The organism is Streptomyces sp. NBC_00178, assembly GCF_036206005.1.
In the GTDB taxonomy this organism is placed as follows: Bacteria; Actinomycetota; Actinomycetes; order Streptomycetales; family Streptomycetaceae; genus Streptomyces.
This window is the reverse complement of the sequence record NZ_CP108143.1, coordinates 5,462,752-5,476,672: the sequence shown is the minus strand read 5'-3', so window position 1 is coordinate 5,476,672 and position 13,921 is coordinate 5,462,752. Positions and strand designations below refer to the sequence as shown.

Here is a 13,921-nt window from a genome sequence, read left to right as displayed (position 1 = left end):
CAAGTCTCGCGCACCGCGCTGACAACAGGTCGCTCGGGCCGCCTGCCGGCGCCGGTGACGCGCCCGCCCCCGCGGGCCGGGTACGGGGCCCGCCGGCGGGAGCCCGTCCGTGCCTTCTGCGCCTGTCCGGGATACGCCCGCCCGGAGTGAAGATGCCTGCCCGGCGGGGCGCCGACGGGAACGCCGGTGCGAGACCGGCCGGCGCGTCAGCGCTTGTCGGCGGGGATGCCCACCGCGGAGCAGACCCCTCGCCAGACGTCCTTCGTCTCCCAGCCGGCGGCCAGGGCCTCGTGCACCGTGCGGCCCCCGAGCTCGGCCATGACATGGTCGCGCGCGAAGGACTCGGCGTAGGCCTCGCCGAAGTGGTCCGCCATCCGTTCCCAGAAAATCGTCAACCGCATGCCCTCAGTATCCCGCTCCTGAGAGTGCAGACGGGCCGGGCGGGCCCTGCCGTCGGCGGTTCGCCCCTACGGTCGGGTCCATGGCTGGAACCGGAGCAAGCCCCCTCGCCCAAGCCGAGCAGTTCATCTGGCTCACCGCGCGCGTCCTGGAGCAGCGGCGGTTCGCGCACCTTTTCCTCGAAGGGAGCGCGGACGCGGTCGAGACGGCACTCGCCGCCTACAGGAACGAGGACGGTGGCTACGCCCACGCGCTCGAACCCGACCTCAGGGGGCCGGTGAGCCAGCCGCTGCACACGGCTCACGCGCTGAGCGTCCTCGATTCCATCGACCGCTGCGGCGGTCTGCGCGTGGAGCGGATCTGCCGGTATCTGACCGATGTGTCGACCAAGGAGGGTGCGCTGCCCGCGCTGCTTCCCGCGCAGCGGGGCTATCCCGCCGCACCCTTCATCCCCGTGGTCGACGATCCGCCCGCCGAACTGCTCGCGACGGGCCCCGTGGTCGGACTGCTGCACCGCAATCAGGTCTGGCACGCCTGGCTCTTCCGGGCCACGGACTTCTGCTGGGCCGCCGTGGAGTCGCTGGAGCGGTCCCACCCGTACGAGATCGAGGCGGCCGTCGCCTTCCTGGACGGCGTGCCGGACCGGGCGCGCGCCGAGGCCGCCGCCGAGCGCCTGGGCCGGCTGGTGCGCGAGCAGCGGCTGGTGGTGCTCGATCCGGGCCGGAGGTCCGAGTACCCGGTCTCCCCCGGCTACGCCCCGGGAGAGCACCACTTCCCGTACGACTACGCCCGCACCCCGGGGTCCCTCGCCCGGCGCTGGTTCACCGCCGACGAGGTGGAGAGCGCGCTGGACCACCTGGCGGCGGAGCAGCAGGAGGACGGGGGCTGGCCGGTCCACTGGCGGCAGTGGGCCCCCGGTACCGCCCTGGAGGGCCGCCCCCTCGTGACGCTCAGGGCGCTGCGGACGCTGCGGGCGTACGGGCGCGCCCTGAGTTGACGGTCACGCCTCAGAGGAGGGCGCGACCGGCCGCGGTGACCACGACGGCGGCGCCGACGACGACCAGGAAGGGCGCCCGCAGGACGAGGGCCAGAGCGGCTGCGGCGAGGCCCGCCGCCCGGGCGTCCAGGACGAGAGCCTGGCCGTCGCCGAAGGTCTGCTGGGCGGTGAGGGCCGCGAGCAGTGCCACCGGCAGGAGTGCCGCCAGTCGCTGCACCAGTGGGCGTTCCAGCACTCCGGCGGGGACGAGCAGGCCCAGGAGCTTCGCGAGGTAGCAGCCGGCAGCGGTGAGCCCGACGGCGATCCAGATGTTCATCGGCCCTCCCGGGGCGTCGTCGTGTCATCGGCGGCGAGGCCGCCCCGGGTGTCGTGCCCGCGGCCCTTCAGGAAGAGGACCGCGGGGGCCGCGAGGGCGGCCATGAGGACGGGCACGCCCGCCGGGAGCACCGGCAGGAGGCCGAGGACCAGCAGGACCGCGAGGCCCGCCGTCACGCGCTCCGTGGTGCTCCTGAGCATCGGGGCGAGCAGGGCGAGGAACACGGCGGGACTCGCCGCGTCCAGGCCCCAGGCGTCGGTGTCGCCCAGCGCCTCGGCACCGAGCGCGCCGACGAGCGTGGTCAGGTTCCACAGGACATAGAGGCTGAGCCCGGTGACGGTGAACCCGATGCGCGCGGCCCTCCGGGTCGGCTGCCCCAGGGTGACCGCGGTCGTCTCGTCGATGACCCACTGGGCGGCGAACGGGCGCAGCATCCTCGGGACGGCGAGGAGCTGGGACAGCCGCAGCCCGTAGAAGGCGTTGCGGATGCCCAGGAAGAACGCCCCGGCCGCTGCGGTGTACGGGTTCCCGCCCGCCGCGAGGGCGCCCACGAGGGCGAACTGCGAGGCGCCGGTGAAGACCAGGAGGCTCAGGGCGCAGGTCTGGAGGAGGGTCAGTCCGGAGCCCGCCGAGGTCACGCCGAAGGCGAATCCGGAGAGACCCACGGCTATGCCCACGCCGAGTGCGTCCCGGACGACCGCGGCGTCGGGCTTGGTCCCGGCCTCGCCGGGTGGTTCGCCGGCGCCGGTGTTCTGCGGGGGTGCTGTCTGTTCTGCCACGCCCGGGACGCTACGGGCCGGGGTCCCCGCCGGTCTTGTACGTTCTTGCGCGCTCGCGCCGGTAGGCCCCTGGGGGTACGCCGACGATCCGGGTGAAGTGCCGGTTGAGGTGCGGCTGATCGGTGAAGCCGACCGCGACCGCGGCGTCCGCCGGCGGGGTCCCGGCGTCGAGCATGCGCCGGGCTCGGCGCACCCTCGCGTCGGTGAGCCAGGTGTGCGGGGGCATTCCGTACCGCTTCTTGAAGGCCCGCAGGAGTGCGAAGGGGCTGGTGCCCAGTTCCGCGGCGAGTGCCTCGAGGGTCGGCGGCCGCTCCATCCGCTCCTCCAGCACGGCGCGGGCGCGGGCGGCGTCCCGGGAACCGGCGGAGTGCGGCACTCCGGTCTGCGGCGCTCTGCCGTGCCGGTCGAGCAGTCCGGCGACGAGCACGCGCAGGACACTGTCGGCGGCCAGCGCGTTGCCCTCCTCGGCGGCCCGGTGCACGTCGGCGATGAGCCGGGCGGCCTGCGGGTCGCGCACGCCGGCCTCCGCGAAGCGGACCGTCCCGCGCCGGCCGGTCGCGTCGGCGGCGATGTCGTCGACGACCTGCGCGGAGGGGTAGAGCGTGGCGTACACCCACCCCTCGGCCACTCCGGCGCGCGCGGTGTGCGGCACCTCCGGATTGATCATGATCACGGTGCCGGGTCCCGCGCGCAGACTGCCGCCGGGGAGCCCGACGTCCTCGACACCGCTGGTGACGGCTGCGAGGACGAAGCCCTCGTGGCTGTGGCGCGGAAAGGTGTGGCGGACGTATCTGGCACGCAGCAGATCGAGGTCCGGCAGTTCCGCGCACTGCCAGTGCCTCGCCCACTCCCGCGTCGTGCCGGCCTCCGTCATGTCCGTATTCTCGCAGGTCCCGGCGGTGGGAGGCGGTCCCGGACGGAGACGGCGGGCACGTCCACCGGCCGTTGTCGGTGCCGGGGTGCACGATGGGGGGCATGGCCGGTTCCGCACTCGATTCGTTCTCGCCCGCGACCCGTGGCTGGTTCGCGGGTGCTTTCGACGCGCCCACCGCCGCGCAGGAGGGTGCCTGGCGGGCGATCGGCGAGGGCTCGGACGTGCTGGTGGTCGCCCCGACCGGTTCGGGCAAGACGCTCGCCGCCTTCCTCGCCTCCCTGGACCGGCTGGCGGCCGTCCCGCCGCCCGCGGACGCCAAGAAGCGCTGCCGGGTGCTCTACGTGTCGCCGATGAAGGCCCTCGCGGTGGACGTGGAGCGCAATCTGCGCTCCCCGCTGACGGGGATCCGGCAGGAGTCCGTGCGCCTGGGCCTGCCCGAGCCGGAGGTGCGGGTGGGGATCCGCTCCGGCGACACTCCTCCCGCCGAGCGGCGCTCGATGGCCACGAGGCCTCCGGACATCCTGATCACCACGCCGGAATCGCTGTTCCTGATGCTCACCTCCTCGGCCCGCGAGGCGCTCGCCGGAATCGAGACGGTGATCGTCGACGAGGTCCACGCCGTGGCGGGGACCAAGCGCGGGGCGCACATGGCCGTGTCCCTGGAGCGACTGGACGAGCTGCTGCCGAGACCCGCGCGGCGGATCGGGCTGTCGGCGACGGTCCGGCCGGTCGACGAGGTCGCGCGGTTCCTGTCGCCGCAGCGGAAGGTGGAGATCGTCCAGCCGCCGTCCGCCAAGGAGTTCGACCTGTCCGTCGTGGTCCCGGTGGAGGATCTCGGCGAGCTGGGCGGCTCTCCCGCCACGGGGGACGAGGGCGGGCAGGCCGAGAAGCCGTCCATCTGGCCGCACGTCGAGGAGCGGATCGCCGACCTCGTCCAGGCGCACCGCTCCACGATCGTCTTCGCCAACTCCCGGCGGCTGGCCGAGCGCCTGTGCAACCGGCTCAACGAGATCGCCTACGAGCGCGCGACGGGCACCGCCTTCGAGGAGCCGGACAGCGTCGGGGCGTTGCCCGAGGCCCACTCCCCCGCCGAGATCATGGCCCAGTCGGGTGCGGCCAGAGGTGCCCCCGCCCTGCTCGCCCGCGCGCACCACGGCTCGGTGTCGAAGGAGCAGCGTTCCCAGGTGGAGGAGGACCTGAAGGCGGGCAGACTGCCCGCGGTGGTCGCCACCTCGAGCCTGGAGCTGGGCATCGACATGGGCGCGGTCGATCTGGTGATCCAGGTCGAGTCGCCGCCGTCCGTGGCCTCCGGCCTGCAGCGCGTGGGGCGGGCCGGTCACCAGGTCGGAGCGGTGTCCACCGGCGTGGTCTTCCCGAAGTACCGCGGTGATCTCGTGCAGGCCGCGGTGGTCACGGAGCGCATGCGCGAAGGGGCCATCGAGGCCCTCCGGATCCCGTCCAACCCACTGGACGTGCTCGCTCAGCAGATCGTCGCCATGGTGGCGCTCGACAGCTGGCAGGCCGACGACCTGCTGGCCCTCGCCCGCCGGGCCGCCCCTTTCGCCTCACTCCCCGAGTCCGCGTTCACCGCGGTGCTCGACATGCTCGCCGGGCGTTACCCCTCCGACGCCTTCGCCGAGCTGCGTCCCCGGGTCGTCTGGGACCGCGTCGCGGGGACGGTCACGGGCCGGCCCGGTGCACAGCGGCTGGCCGTCACCTCGGGCGGCACGATCCCCGACCGGGGCCTCTTCGGCGTCTTCCTCGCGGGCGCCGACCCGAAGAAGGGCGGTGGACGCGTCGGCGAGCTCGACGAGGAGATGGTCTACGAGTCCCGGGTCGGCGACGTCTTCACGCTGGGCACCACGTCCTGGCGGATCGAGGACATCACCCGGGACCGGGTGCTGGTGTCGCCGGCCCCCGGAGTCCCCGGGCGGCTGCCGTTCTGGAAGGGCGACCAGCTGGGCCGTCCGCTCGAACTGGGCCGCGCGCTGGGCGCGTTCCTCCGGGAGATCGGCGCGCTGCCGGCTGAGGACGCGAGGCTCCGGCTGCTCGCCGCGGGGCTCGACGCGTGGGCGGCGGACAACATCCTGGCGTACCTGGACGAGCAGCGCCGTGCCTGCGGTCATGTCCCGGATGACAGGACCGTCCTCGTCGAGAGGTTCCGGGACGAGCTGGGCGACTGGCGGATCGTCGTGCACTCGCCGTTCGGCGCCCAGGTGCACGCCCCCTGGGCGCTCGCCCTGTCCGCCCGGCTCTCCGAGCGCTACGGCATGGACGCGCAGGTGATGCACGCGGACGACGGCATCGTCCTGCGGCTGCCCGACGCGGATCTGATGGGCCTCGACCTCCTCGACTTCGACCCCGCCCAGTCCGGCGGGAGTGAGGGGAGCGGCGCCCGTGATCAGGGCCCGGCCTTCCCCGGCGGGGGGTACGACAGCGACCAGCCCCCCGTCGCCGCGGCCGACGTGGTCTTCGACAAGGGCGAGATCAGCCGGCTCGTGACGGACCAGGTCGGTGGGTCGGCCCTGTTCGCCTCACGGTTCCGGGAGTGCGCCGCGCGTGCGCTGCTGCTCCCCCGGCGCAGTCCCGGCAAACGCACTCCGCTGTGGCAGCAGCGCCAGCGCGCGTCGCAGCTGCTCCAGGTGGCCTCGGAGTTCGGCTCGTTCCCGATCGTCCTCGAAGCGGTCCGCGAGTGCCTTCAGGACGTCTTCGACGTCCCGGGACTGACGGAGCTGATGGGTGACCTGGAGGCCAGGCGCGTCCGCCTGGTCGAAGTGACCACCCCCGAGCCGTCCCCGTTCGCCCGCTCCCTCCTCTTCGGCTACGTCGCGCAGTTCCTGTACGAGGGCGACTCGCCCCTCGCCGAGCGCCGCGCGGCGGCCCTCTCCCTGGACTCCCACCTGCTGGCCGAACTCCTCGGCCAGGCAGAACTGCGCGAGCTGCTCGACGCCGACGTCCTCGGCGAGCTGGAGCGTGAGCTGCAGTGGCTGACGGACGACAGGAAGATCAAGGATGCCGAGGGTGTCGCCGATCTCCTGCGCGTCCTCGGTCCGCTCACGGAGGCCGAACTCGCCGAGCGCGGTGCGGAACCGACGTGGGCACCGGCGCTGGAGACGGCCAGGCGGGCCATCCGGGTCCGTATCGGCGGTGCTCCCCACTGGGCGGCCGTCGAGGACGCGGGGCGGCTGCGCGACGCGCTCGGCACCGCGCTGCCCGTGGGCGTACCGGAGGCGTTCACGGAGCCGGTCAAGGACCCGCTCGGCGACCTCCTCGCCCGGTACGCCCGCACGCACGGCCCGTTCACCGCCACGCAGGCGGCGCAGCGCTTCGGCCTGGGCACCGCGGTCACGGACGGGGCACTTCAACGGCTCGCCGCGTCCGGCAGGGTCGTCCAGGGGGAGTTCCATCCCGCGGGCATCGGCCAGGAGTGGTGCGACGCGACGGTCCTGCGGAGGCTGCGCCGGCGCTCGCTGGCCGCGCTCCGCCAGGAGTTGGAGCCGGTTCCCCCCGCGGCGCTGGCCGGTTTCCTTCCGCAGTGGCAGCACATCGGCGACAACAGCCTGCGCGGAATCGACGGACTGGCCCGCGCCATCGAACAGTTGCAGGGTGCCCCTGTCCCCGCATCCGCCCTGGAGAAGCTGGTCCTGCCGAGCCGGGTCCCGGGCTATCACCCGGCCCTGCTCGACGAACTCACCACCACCGGCGAGGTCGTGTGGGCGGGAGCGGGCGCCCTCCCCGGCAAGGACGGCTGGCTGTCGCTCTACCTCGCCGACAGTGCGCCCCTGCTCCTGCCGCCTCCCCACCCGTTGGAGCAGACCGCGCTTCACGAGTCCGTGCTCACCGTCCTCTCCGGCGGATACGGGCTCTTCTTCCGGCAGATCGCCGACCAGATCCGTGCCACCACCCATCCGGAGTGCACCGATCCGCAACTGGCCGACGCCCTCTGGGACCTGGTCTGGTCGGGGCGCCTCACCAACGACACCCTGGCCCCCCTGCGGTCGCTCCTGGGTTCCGGCCGCACGGCGGGTTCCACCGCACACCGGGCGAAGCGCAATGTGCCGCGCGGGCGTTACGGGTCGCTGACCGCCGCGGCCCGCCCCGCTTCCCGTACCGGGCCGCCGACCGTGTCGGGGCGATGGTCGCTCCTGCCCCCGTCCGAACCCGAACCGACGCATCGCGCGCACGCCCTGGCCCGGACGCTCCTGGACCGCCATGGCGTGGTGACCCGGGGTGCCGTCCAGGCTGAAGGCGTCGAGGGCGGGTTCTCGGCGGTCTACCGCATCCTCGCCGCGTTCGAGGACAGCGGGCAGGCCCGCCGCGGGTACGTCGTCGAGGGGCTGGGCGCCGCCCAGTTCGCGATGGACGGCGCCGTGGACCGGCTCAGGGCCGCGTCGACGGCGCGCGAGCGTGCCGATCCGGGTACGGCCCCACGCGCCCTGGTCCTGGCCGCGGCCGATCCGGCGAACGCGTACGGCGCAGCCCTGCCCTGGCCCGAATCGCCGGACGGTGCCGGTCACAAGCCGGGCCGCAAGGCCGGAGCGCTGGTCGTCCTCGTCGACGGAGAGCTGACGCTGTACATGGAACGCGGCGGCAAGTCCCTCCTCGCCTGGCCCGTCGATCCGGCAGACCCCGCGCTCCGCGCGGCTGCCGAGGCACTCGCCTCGGCGGCCCGCGCGGGGACGCTCGGCACGGTGACGGTGGAGCGGACCAACGGAGCGTCCTCCCTCACGTCACCGCTGGGCCGCACCCTGGAGGCCGCCGGCTTCCTGGCCACGCCGCGAGGGCTGCGCCTGCGGGCGTGACGGCCTGACGGCGGCCGGGCGGCGCAGACCGGGCCGTGCGCGCCGGCGAAGCCGCATGATGGAGTCATGCCCGAAGGTGACACGGTCCTGCAGGCCGCGCGGCGTCTCGACACCGCGCTGGCGGGTGATGTGCTGACCCGGTTCGATCTGCGGGTCCCCCGTTTCGCCACGTCCGACCTGACGGGCCGCAGGGTCCTGGGCGTCGTATCGCGGGGCAAGCACCTGCTCACCCGGATCGAGGAGGGCTTCACGCTCCACAGCCATCTGCGCATGGACGGCTCCTGGCGCGTCTACGGTCCCGGCGAGCGCTGGCGCGGTGGCCCGGCCTTCCAGATCCGCGCCGTGCTGGCGACGGCGGACCACACGGCCGTCGGCTACCGGCTGCCCGTGCTGGAACTGCTGCGGACCGAGGACGAGGAGCAGGTCGTCGGCCATCTGGGTCCTGATCTGCTGGGGCCCGGCTGGGACCCGGACGCCGCCCTGCGCAATCTGCTCGCGGACCCGGCACGTCCCGTGGGCGAGGCTCTGCTGGACCAGCGCAATCTCGCGGGCATCGGCAACGTCTACATGTGTGAGCTCTGCTTCATGGCCCGTGTGACGCCGTGGCTCCCGATGGGTGAGATCCCGCCGCCACTGGCCACGCGCCTCGTCAGCACGGCCAAGCAACTCCTGGAAGCCAATCGCGACCGGCCCACACGGACCACGACGGGCGCCGTCGCCGCCGTGTCGCGCGGCAGGGTGCGTGAACGCCTCTTCGTCTACGGGCGGGGCGACCGCCCCTGTCTGCGCTGCCGGACGCCCATCAGGAGGGCGGAGCGCGACGACCGGCCGGTCTACTGGTGCCCGCGGTGCCAGCCGGGGCCCACGGCTTAGGAAGGCCCGCCGTCCGGTCCGCCGGGACGCCCGGCGGTCGGAGGCGGGGCGGATATACAGGTCCGCAGCTCGTCGGGGTACCGGTCCGGCCGCGAGGTCCCCGGCCCGTCGGAAGTCCTGTGCGTCCGTGCCGTGGCGGTCACGTGCACGGGCAGGAGGCTGAGCCCCCATCCACCGGCCGCGACGGCGCCCTCCACCAGTCCGGCGTGCTCCGGTTCGAGGAGAAGGCGCAGGACCGCCCACCACCACATGCCGCCGAGGGCGAGCACGGGCACCCATCGCCGCACCATGGCTGCCTCCTCCGGCCGACGCTAGTACGGCTCGATCCGCTTCGGGAGGGCGCGTCGCAGACATGCGGGGCGTGCGGACAGCCCGTTCGCGCGCTGTCCCACGTCGTGGGGAGCGGCGAACCCGGCCCTCTCCCGAAGTCTCTCCCGCCTCGGCGCCGCCTGCATCCCGCGGCCCGCCCCGCCCGGACGCACCCCCGGACGTGCCGGTGCCCCCGGGTCCCGGACGTGCCGGTGCCCCCGGGAACCTGCGTTCCTCGGGGGCACACCGCGGGGCACGACCGCGCGGGCGTTCTCCGCTACTTGTCGTCGCCCAGGGAGTCCTTCACGCCCTTGGCGCGCTCCCCCACCCCGCCCAGGGCGCCTTCCGCCTTGGCCTTGGCCTGGTCGGACTTGCCCTCGGCCTCCTTGCGGCGGTCACCGGTGAGCTTCCCGGTGGTCTCCTTGGCCTTGCCCTTGAGCTTGTCCATTGCCTTCTTGTCCGTCACGGCGATTCCTTCCTCGGGTTCGGGGTCAGGCGCTCTCGGCCTGGAACATCCACGCGTGCTTCTCGAGATCCGCTGTGAGCGTGATCAGGATGTCCTGGCTGACGGGGTCGGGCCCGTCGGTCGCCTCGATGCGCTCCCGCATGCGGTCGATGACGACCCGCAGGGCGTCGACGAGCACGCGAACCGCGTCCCCGTCCTTGATCCACCCTTCCGGGACGGCGTCGATGGCGGTGGTCTTGGCGAGGGTCCGGGAGCGGCCGTCGGGGTTGACGCCGACCGCGGAGGCGCGCTCCGCCACCGTGTCCGAGTGCTGCCGGGCCGTGTCCACGACCTCGTCGAGCTGGAGGTGCACGGAACGGAATCGCGGGCCGACCACGTTCCAGTGGACCTGCTTGGCCACGAGGGAGAGGTCGACGAGGTCCACCAGCGCACCCTGCAGTGCGTCGCCGACGACCTTGCGGTCACCTTCGGACAGGGCGCTCTTCACGACAGACATCCACTTCTCCGTTCAGATAGCTGTTCGACATACCACCCGTCCACGATGTCACATATGGCACGAAACGGTCATTTTGGTAGTCGGTCCCGAAAGCCGCCTTCCGGGCTCATCGAGCACCTGCCCCGCGAAAGGCACCACACACCCCCGGCACACGAAAGGCCCCGGCCGACCCGCGAGGGGTCGGCCGGGGCCTTTCGCTTACGTGAATCGCGCCGGTCAGGCGGCGACGACGTCCACCGCTTCCGCCGGTGCCTTGATCGTCACCCGTCCCGCCGGTACTCCGGCGACGGAGACGGCGTTCAGCATCGGGCGTACCGGCACAGCCATCGCATCGGTGGCCGCCGCCGATTCGGCGAGCTCGGCCAACGACAGTTCATCGCTCACTTCACGCATGAGCTCGGACATCCGTACGTCCAGCGCGTCGCAAATGGCGGAGAGCAGTTCGGAGGATGCCTCCTTCTGCCCCCGCTCCACCTCGGAGAGATAGCCGAGCGAGACTCGGGCGGACGAGGAGACTTCGCGCAGAGTACGGCCTTGGCGCTGGCGCTGCCGACGCAGCACGTCACCAAGCAGGCGACGGAGCAGAATCATCGGTGGCTCCCTCCTCGGACCGCGTAGCCGCATCCTTCACGCCCCACCGTACCGCCTCGCGCTGCGGCCGTGCGGGGAGCGATGTCGTGTTCACTCAGGGCTGCAAACATCAATTCCCCCCGATCTGTTCCGTATCCTGTGCCCTCGCATTTTCGCCGAGTTCGCCGGAGAGCAGCTCGAGCAGGGTCCGCACACTCTCTCTACGGATGTCCGCCCGGCCGCCGTTCAACCTCAGTGCGGCCACTTTCGGCACGCCCTCCGGCCCGGCGACGGCCAGGAAGACGGTCCCCACCGGCTTGCCGTCCTGGGGCTCGGGGCCGGCGACGCCCGTGGTCGCGATGCCCCAGTCCGCACCCAGGATCCGGCGCACACCGACGGCCATGGCCCGCGCGACGTCCGGGTCCACCGCACCCCGCTCGTCGAGGAGCGCCCCGTCCACGCCCAGCACGTCACGCTTCAGGGGCGTGGCGTACGCCGTCACGGACCCGCGGAAGCTCCGCGAGGCCCCGGGCACCGAGGTGAGCTCCGCGGCCACCAGACCTCCGGTGAGGGACTCGGCGACGCCGAGCGTCTCACCGCGCTCCCCGAGCCGCCGCAGCACCCGTGCCGCGTCTGAGGTCACCGGTCGGCCTCGGCGGCGCCTCGGCCGCCCACGACGGGCTCACCGAGCGGCTCCACGACGGCGGTGGCTCCGGCAGCCGGTTCGTCCGTGGCGCAGACGCCCCGGCCGGCGCCGTCCGCGGCCGCCGCTACGGCCTCCGCGGCTGCCGCGTGTTCCGCCGCCAGGCCCAGCCTGCGCAGCACGAATGCCTGGCGCACGTAGTCGAGACCGGTGACGACCGTCAGCACCACGGCGGCCATCATCACCCAGAAGCGCAGGGTGGCGAGGGGACCGGTGAGCGCCAGGACGTACATCCCCACGGCGATGCCCTGGGCGAGGGTCTTCATCTTCCCGCCCCGGCTGGCAGGGATCACCGAGTGCCGGATGACCCAGAAGCGCATGAGGGTGATCCCCAGCTCGCGGAAGAGGATCACGGCCGTGATCCACCACGGCAGGTCGCCCAGCCACGACAGGCTGATCAGCGCCGCACCCATGATCGCCTTGTCCGCGATCGGGTCGGCGATCTTCCCGAAGTCGGTGACCAGGTTGTACGTGCGGGCCAGATGGCCGTCGAAGACGTCGGTGATCATCGCGATGGCGAATGCGGCCCAGGCGAACGAGCGCCAGGCCGGGTCGAATCCGCCGTCGTGCAGGAGGAGCACGACGAACCCCGGCACGAGCAGCAGCCGCACCATGGTGAGGATGTTCGCGATGTTCCACAGGCCGGCCTGGTTGACGGCCGCCGCGCCCAGCTTGCCGCCGCGGTGCGCCGGCGTCGCGCCGGAGCCGCCTGCCGCGGATGCCGGGGCTTGGGTCATCTGGCTGCCTCCACGAGCTCGTGGTGTTCGGCCACGAGGTCCACTCCCTCGCTGCCGACTGCCTTCGCTTCGACCATACGGCCCGGCACGAGCCCTTCGCGTGCGGTGAAGACGACCTGGCCGTCCGTTTCAGGTGCCTGATGGGCCGCGCGGCCCACGGCGACCGGCCCGTCCTCCTCCGACTCGACCGACTCGACGAGCACCTGGAGGGTCTCGCCGACCCGCTCCTCGGCCCGCTGCGAGGTCAGTTCCTCGGCCAGCTGCGAGATGTGCGCCAGGCGCTCCGCGATGACGTCCGCGTGCAGCTTGTTCTCGTAACCGACGGCCTCGGTGCCCTCCTCGTCGGAGTAACCGAAGACGCCGATGGCATCCAGGCGTGCGCCGGTGAGGAAGCGTTCCAGCTCGGCGAGATCGGCCTCGGTCTCGCCCGGGAAGCCGACGATGAAGTTGGACCGGGCTCCCGCCTGGGGTGCCTTGCTCCGGATGGTGTCCAGCAGTTCGAGGAACCGGTCCGTGTCGCCGAACCGCCGCATCGCGCGCAGCACCCCGGGGGCGGAGTGCTGGAAGGAGAGGTCGAAGTAGGGAGCGACCTTGGGCGTGGAGGTGAGTACGTCGATCAGTCCCGGCCGCATCTCCGCGGGCTGCAGGTAGCTGACGCGGATCCGCTCGATCCCGTCGACGTCGGCGAGCTCGGGCAGGAGGCTCTCCAGGAGCCTGATGTCACCGAGGTCCTTGCCGTACGAGGTGTTGTTCTCGGAGACGAGCATGACCTCCTTGACGCCCTGCTCGGCGAGCCAGCGCGTCTCCCCCAGGACGTCCGAGGGGCGACGGGAGATGAAGGAACCGCGGAAGGAGGGGATCGCGCAGAACGTGCAGCGCCGGTCGCAGCCCGACGCGAGCTTCACGGAGGCGACGGGGCTGGTGCCCAGCCTGCGGCGCAGCGGGGCGCGCGGCCCGGAGACGGGGGCCACCCCCTCCGGCAGGTCGGCGGGGGCCGGCGCGACCTCCTGGGCGTGTCCGGGCAGCGCGACGGCGCTGTCCTGCCGTTCCGCCGGGCTGATCGGCAGCAGCTTGCGCCGGTCGCGCGGGGTGTGGGAGGCGTGGATCCCGCCGTTGAGGATGGTCTGGAGGCGGTCGGAGATGTCGGCGTAGTCGTCGAAGCCGAGCACCCCGTCGGCCTCCGGCAGCGCCTCGGCGAGGTCCTTGCCGTAGCGCTCGGCCATGCAGCCGACGGCCACGACGGCCTGGGTTCTGCCGTGATCCTTCAGATCATTGGCTTCGAGGAGGGCGTCGACGGAGTCCTTCTTGGCGGCTTCGACGAATCCACAGGTGTTGACGACGGCGACATCGGCGTCCGTGGCGTTCTCGACGAGCTCCCAGCCGTCCGCTGCCAAGCGGCCTGCAAGCTCCTCCGAGTCCACCTCGTTACGGGCGCAGCCGAGAGTGACAAGGGCGACGGTACGGCGTTCGGGCATGGGCTCAAGACTACTTTGTCCCGGCACTCGCCCTGCCGTGCAGGGTTCCCGCTACGCCCAGTGACGGTTGCGGGGACGGCCCGAACCGTGTGTGACGCGCAGTCGCTCATGGGGCGAACGCACAT

General features: G+C 72.8%; 14 protein-coding genes. 3 read left to right on the top strand and 11 right to left on the bottom strand.

Translation table 11 applies throughout. The annotated features are described in order from the left end of the window. Positions 1 to 206 precede the first annotated feature (206 nt). Positions 207 to 401: a DUF3046 domain-containing protein gene (locus OHT61_RS24100; protein WP_327113828.1), complete on the bottom strand. Its 195-nt coding sequence runs from the start codon at positions 399 to 401 to the stop codon at positions 207 to 209. Positions 402 to 481: 80 nt separating this feature from the next. Between OHT61_RS24100 and OHT61_RS24095 the strand changes: the two genes are divergently transcribed. Then, positions 482 to 1,396 carry a hypothetical protein gene (locus OHT61_RS24095; protein ID WP_329041085.1) on the top strand — a complete coding sequence of 305 codons (915 nt, stop codon included), beginning with the start codon at positions 482 to 484 and terminating at the stop codon, positions 1,394 to 1,396. A gap of 10 nt (positions 1,397 to 1,406) precedes the next feature. On the opposite strand, the gene OHT61_RS24090 is transcribed toward OHT61_RS24095, so the two are convergent. The 3 genes from OHT61_RS24090 to OHT61_RS24080 are packed head-to-tail and all read right to left on the bottom strand — an operon-like array spanning position 1,407 to position 3,365. Further along, positions 1,407 to 1,712: an AzlD domain-containing protein gene (locus OHT61_RS24090; protein WP_329041083.1), complete on the bottom strand. Its 306-nt coding sequence runs from the start codon at positions 1,710 to 1,712 to the stop codon at positions 1,407 to 1,409. Continuing rightward, on the bottom strand, positions 1,709 to 2,491 hold the full coding sequence (locus OHT61_RS24085) for an AzlC family ABC transporter permease (protein WP_329041080.1): 783 nt from the start codon (positions 2,489 to 2,491) through the stop codon (positions 1,709 to 1,711). Before OHT61_RS24085 ends, OHT61_RS24090 begins: the two co-directional genes overlap by 4 nt. A 10-nt stretch (positions 2,492 to 2,501) precedes the next feature. Then, complete coding sequence (locus tag OHT61_RS24080) at positions 2,502 to 3,365, bottom strand: AraC family transcriptional regulator (RefSeq protein WP_329041079.1); 864 nt, start codon at positions 3,363 to 3,365, stop codon at positions 2,502 to 2,504. A 101-nt stretch (positions 3,366 to 3,466) separates the two neighbouring features. On the opposite strand from OHT61_RS24080, the gene OHT61_RS24075 reads away from it, so the two are divergent. Together OHT61_RS24075 and OHT61_RS24070 are read left to right on the top strand one after the other, a co-directional pair. After that, a complete protein-coding gene (locus OHT61_RS24075; protein ID WP_329041077.1) occupies positions 3,467 to 8,167 on the top strand; it encodes an Lhr family ATP-dependent helicase in 4,701 nt (1,566 codons plus the stop codon). A 66-nt stretch (positions 8,168 to 8,233) separates the two neighbouring features. Next, positions 8,234 to 9,040: an Fpg/Nei family DNA glycosylase gene (locus tag OHT61_RS24070; protein WP_329041076.1), complete on the top strand. Its 807-nt coding sequence runs from the start codon at positions 8,234 to 8,236 to the stop codon at positions 9,038 to 9,040. Here OHT61_RS24070 and OHT61_RS24065 read toward each other — a convergent pair. From OHT61_RS24065 to rimO, 7 genes are all read right to left on the bottom strand, one after another. Beyond that, entirely contained in the window at positions 9,037 to 9,330 is a 294-nt protein-coding gene (locus OHT61_RS24065) for a hypothetical protein (RefSeq protein WP_329041075.1), read from the bottom strand. The genes OHT61_RS24070 and OHT61_RS24065 overlap by 4 nt on opposite strands. Before the next feature lie 296 nt (positions 9,331 to 9,626). Further along, entirely contained in the window at positions 9,627 to 9,797 is a 171-nt protein-coding gene (locus OHT61_RS24060) for a CsbD family protein (protein WP_399835879.1), read from the bottom strand. A 43-nt stretch (positions 9,798 to 9,840) separates the two neighbouring features. Then, on the bottom strand, positions 9,841 to 10,311 hold the full coding sequence (locus tag OHT61_RS24055) for a Dps family protein (protein ID WP_329041072.1): 471 nt from the start codon (positions 10,309 to 10,311) through the stop codon (positions 9,841 to 9,843). Between the two features lie 216 nt (positions 10,312 to 10,527). After that, positions 10,528 to 10,902 carry a helix-turn-helix domain-containing protein gene (locus tag OHT61_RS24050; protein WP_327113845.1) on the bottom strand — a complete coding sequence of 125 codons (375 nt, stop codon included), beginning with the start codon at positions 10,900 to 10,902 and terminating at the stop codon, positions 10,528 to 10,530. A gap of 109 nt (positions 10,903 to 11,011) precedes the next feature. Further along, the gene (locus tag OHT61_RS24045; protein WP_329041071.1) at positions 11,012 to 11,524 is read right to left on the bottom strand and encodes a CinA family protein; all 513 of its coding nucleotides are present in this window, start codon (positions 11,522 to 11,524) and stop codon (positions 11,012 to 11,014) included. Then, positions 11,521 to 12,321 (bottom strand): CDP-diacylglycerol--glycerol-3-phosphate 3-phosphatidyltransferase, encoded by an 801-nt coding sequence (gene pgsA / locus OHT61_RS24040; RefSeq protein WP_329041070.1) that lies wholly within the window; start codon positions 12,319 to 12,321, stop codon positions 11,521 to 11,523. Before pgsA ends, OHT61_RS24045 begins: the two co-directional genes overlap by 4 nt. Continuing rightward, on the bottom strand, positions 12,318 to 13,796 hold the full coding sequence (gene rimO, locus OHT61_RS24035) for a 30S ribosomal protein S12 methylthiotransferase RimO (protein WP_329041068.1): 1,479 nt from the start codon (positions 13,794 to 13,796) through the stop codon (positions 12,318 to 12,320). Before rimO ends, pgsA begins: the two co-directional genes overlap by 4 nt. Between the last annotated feature and the right edge of the window lie 125 nt (positions 13,797 to 13,921).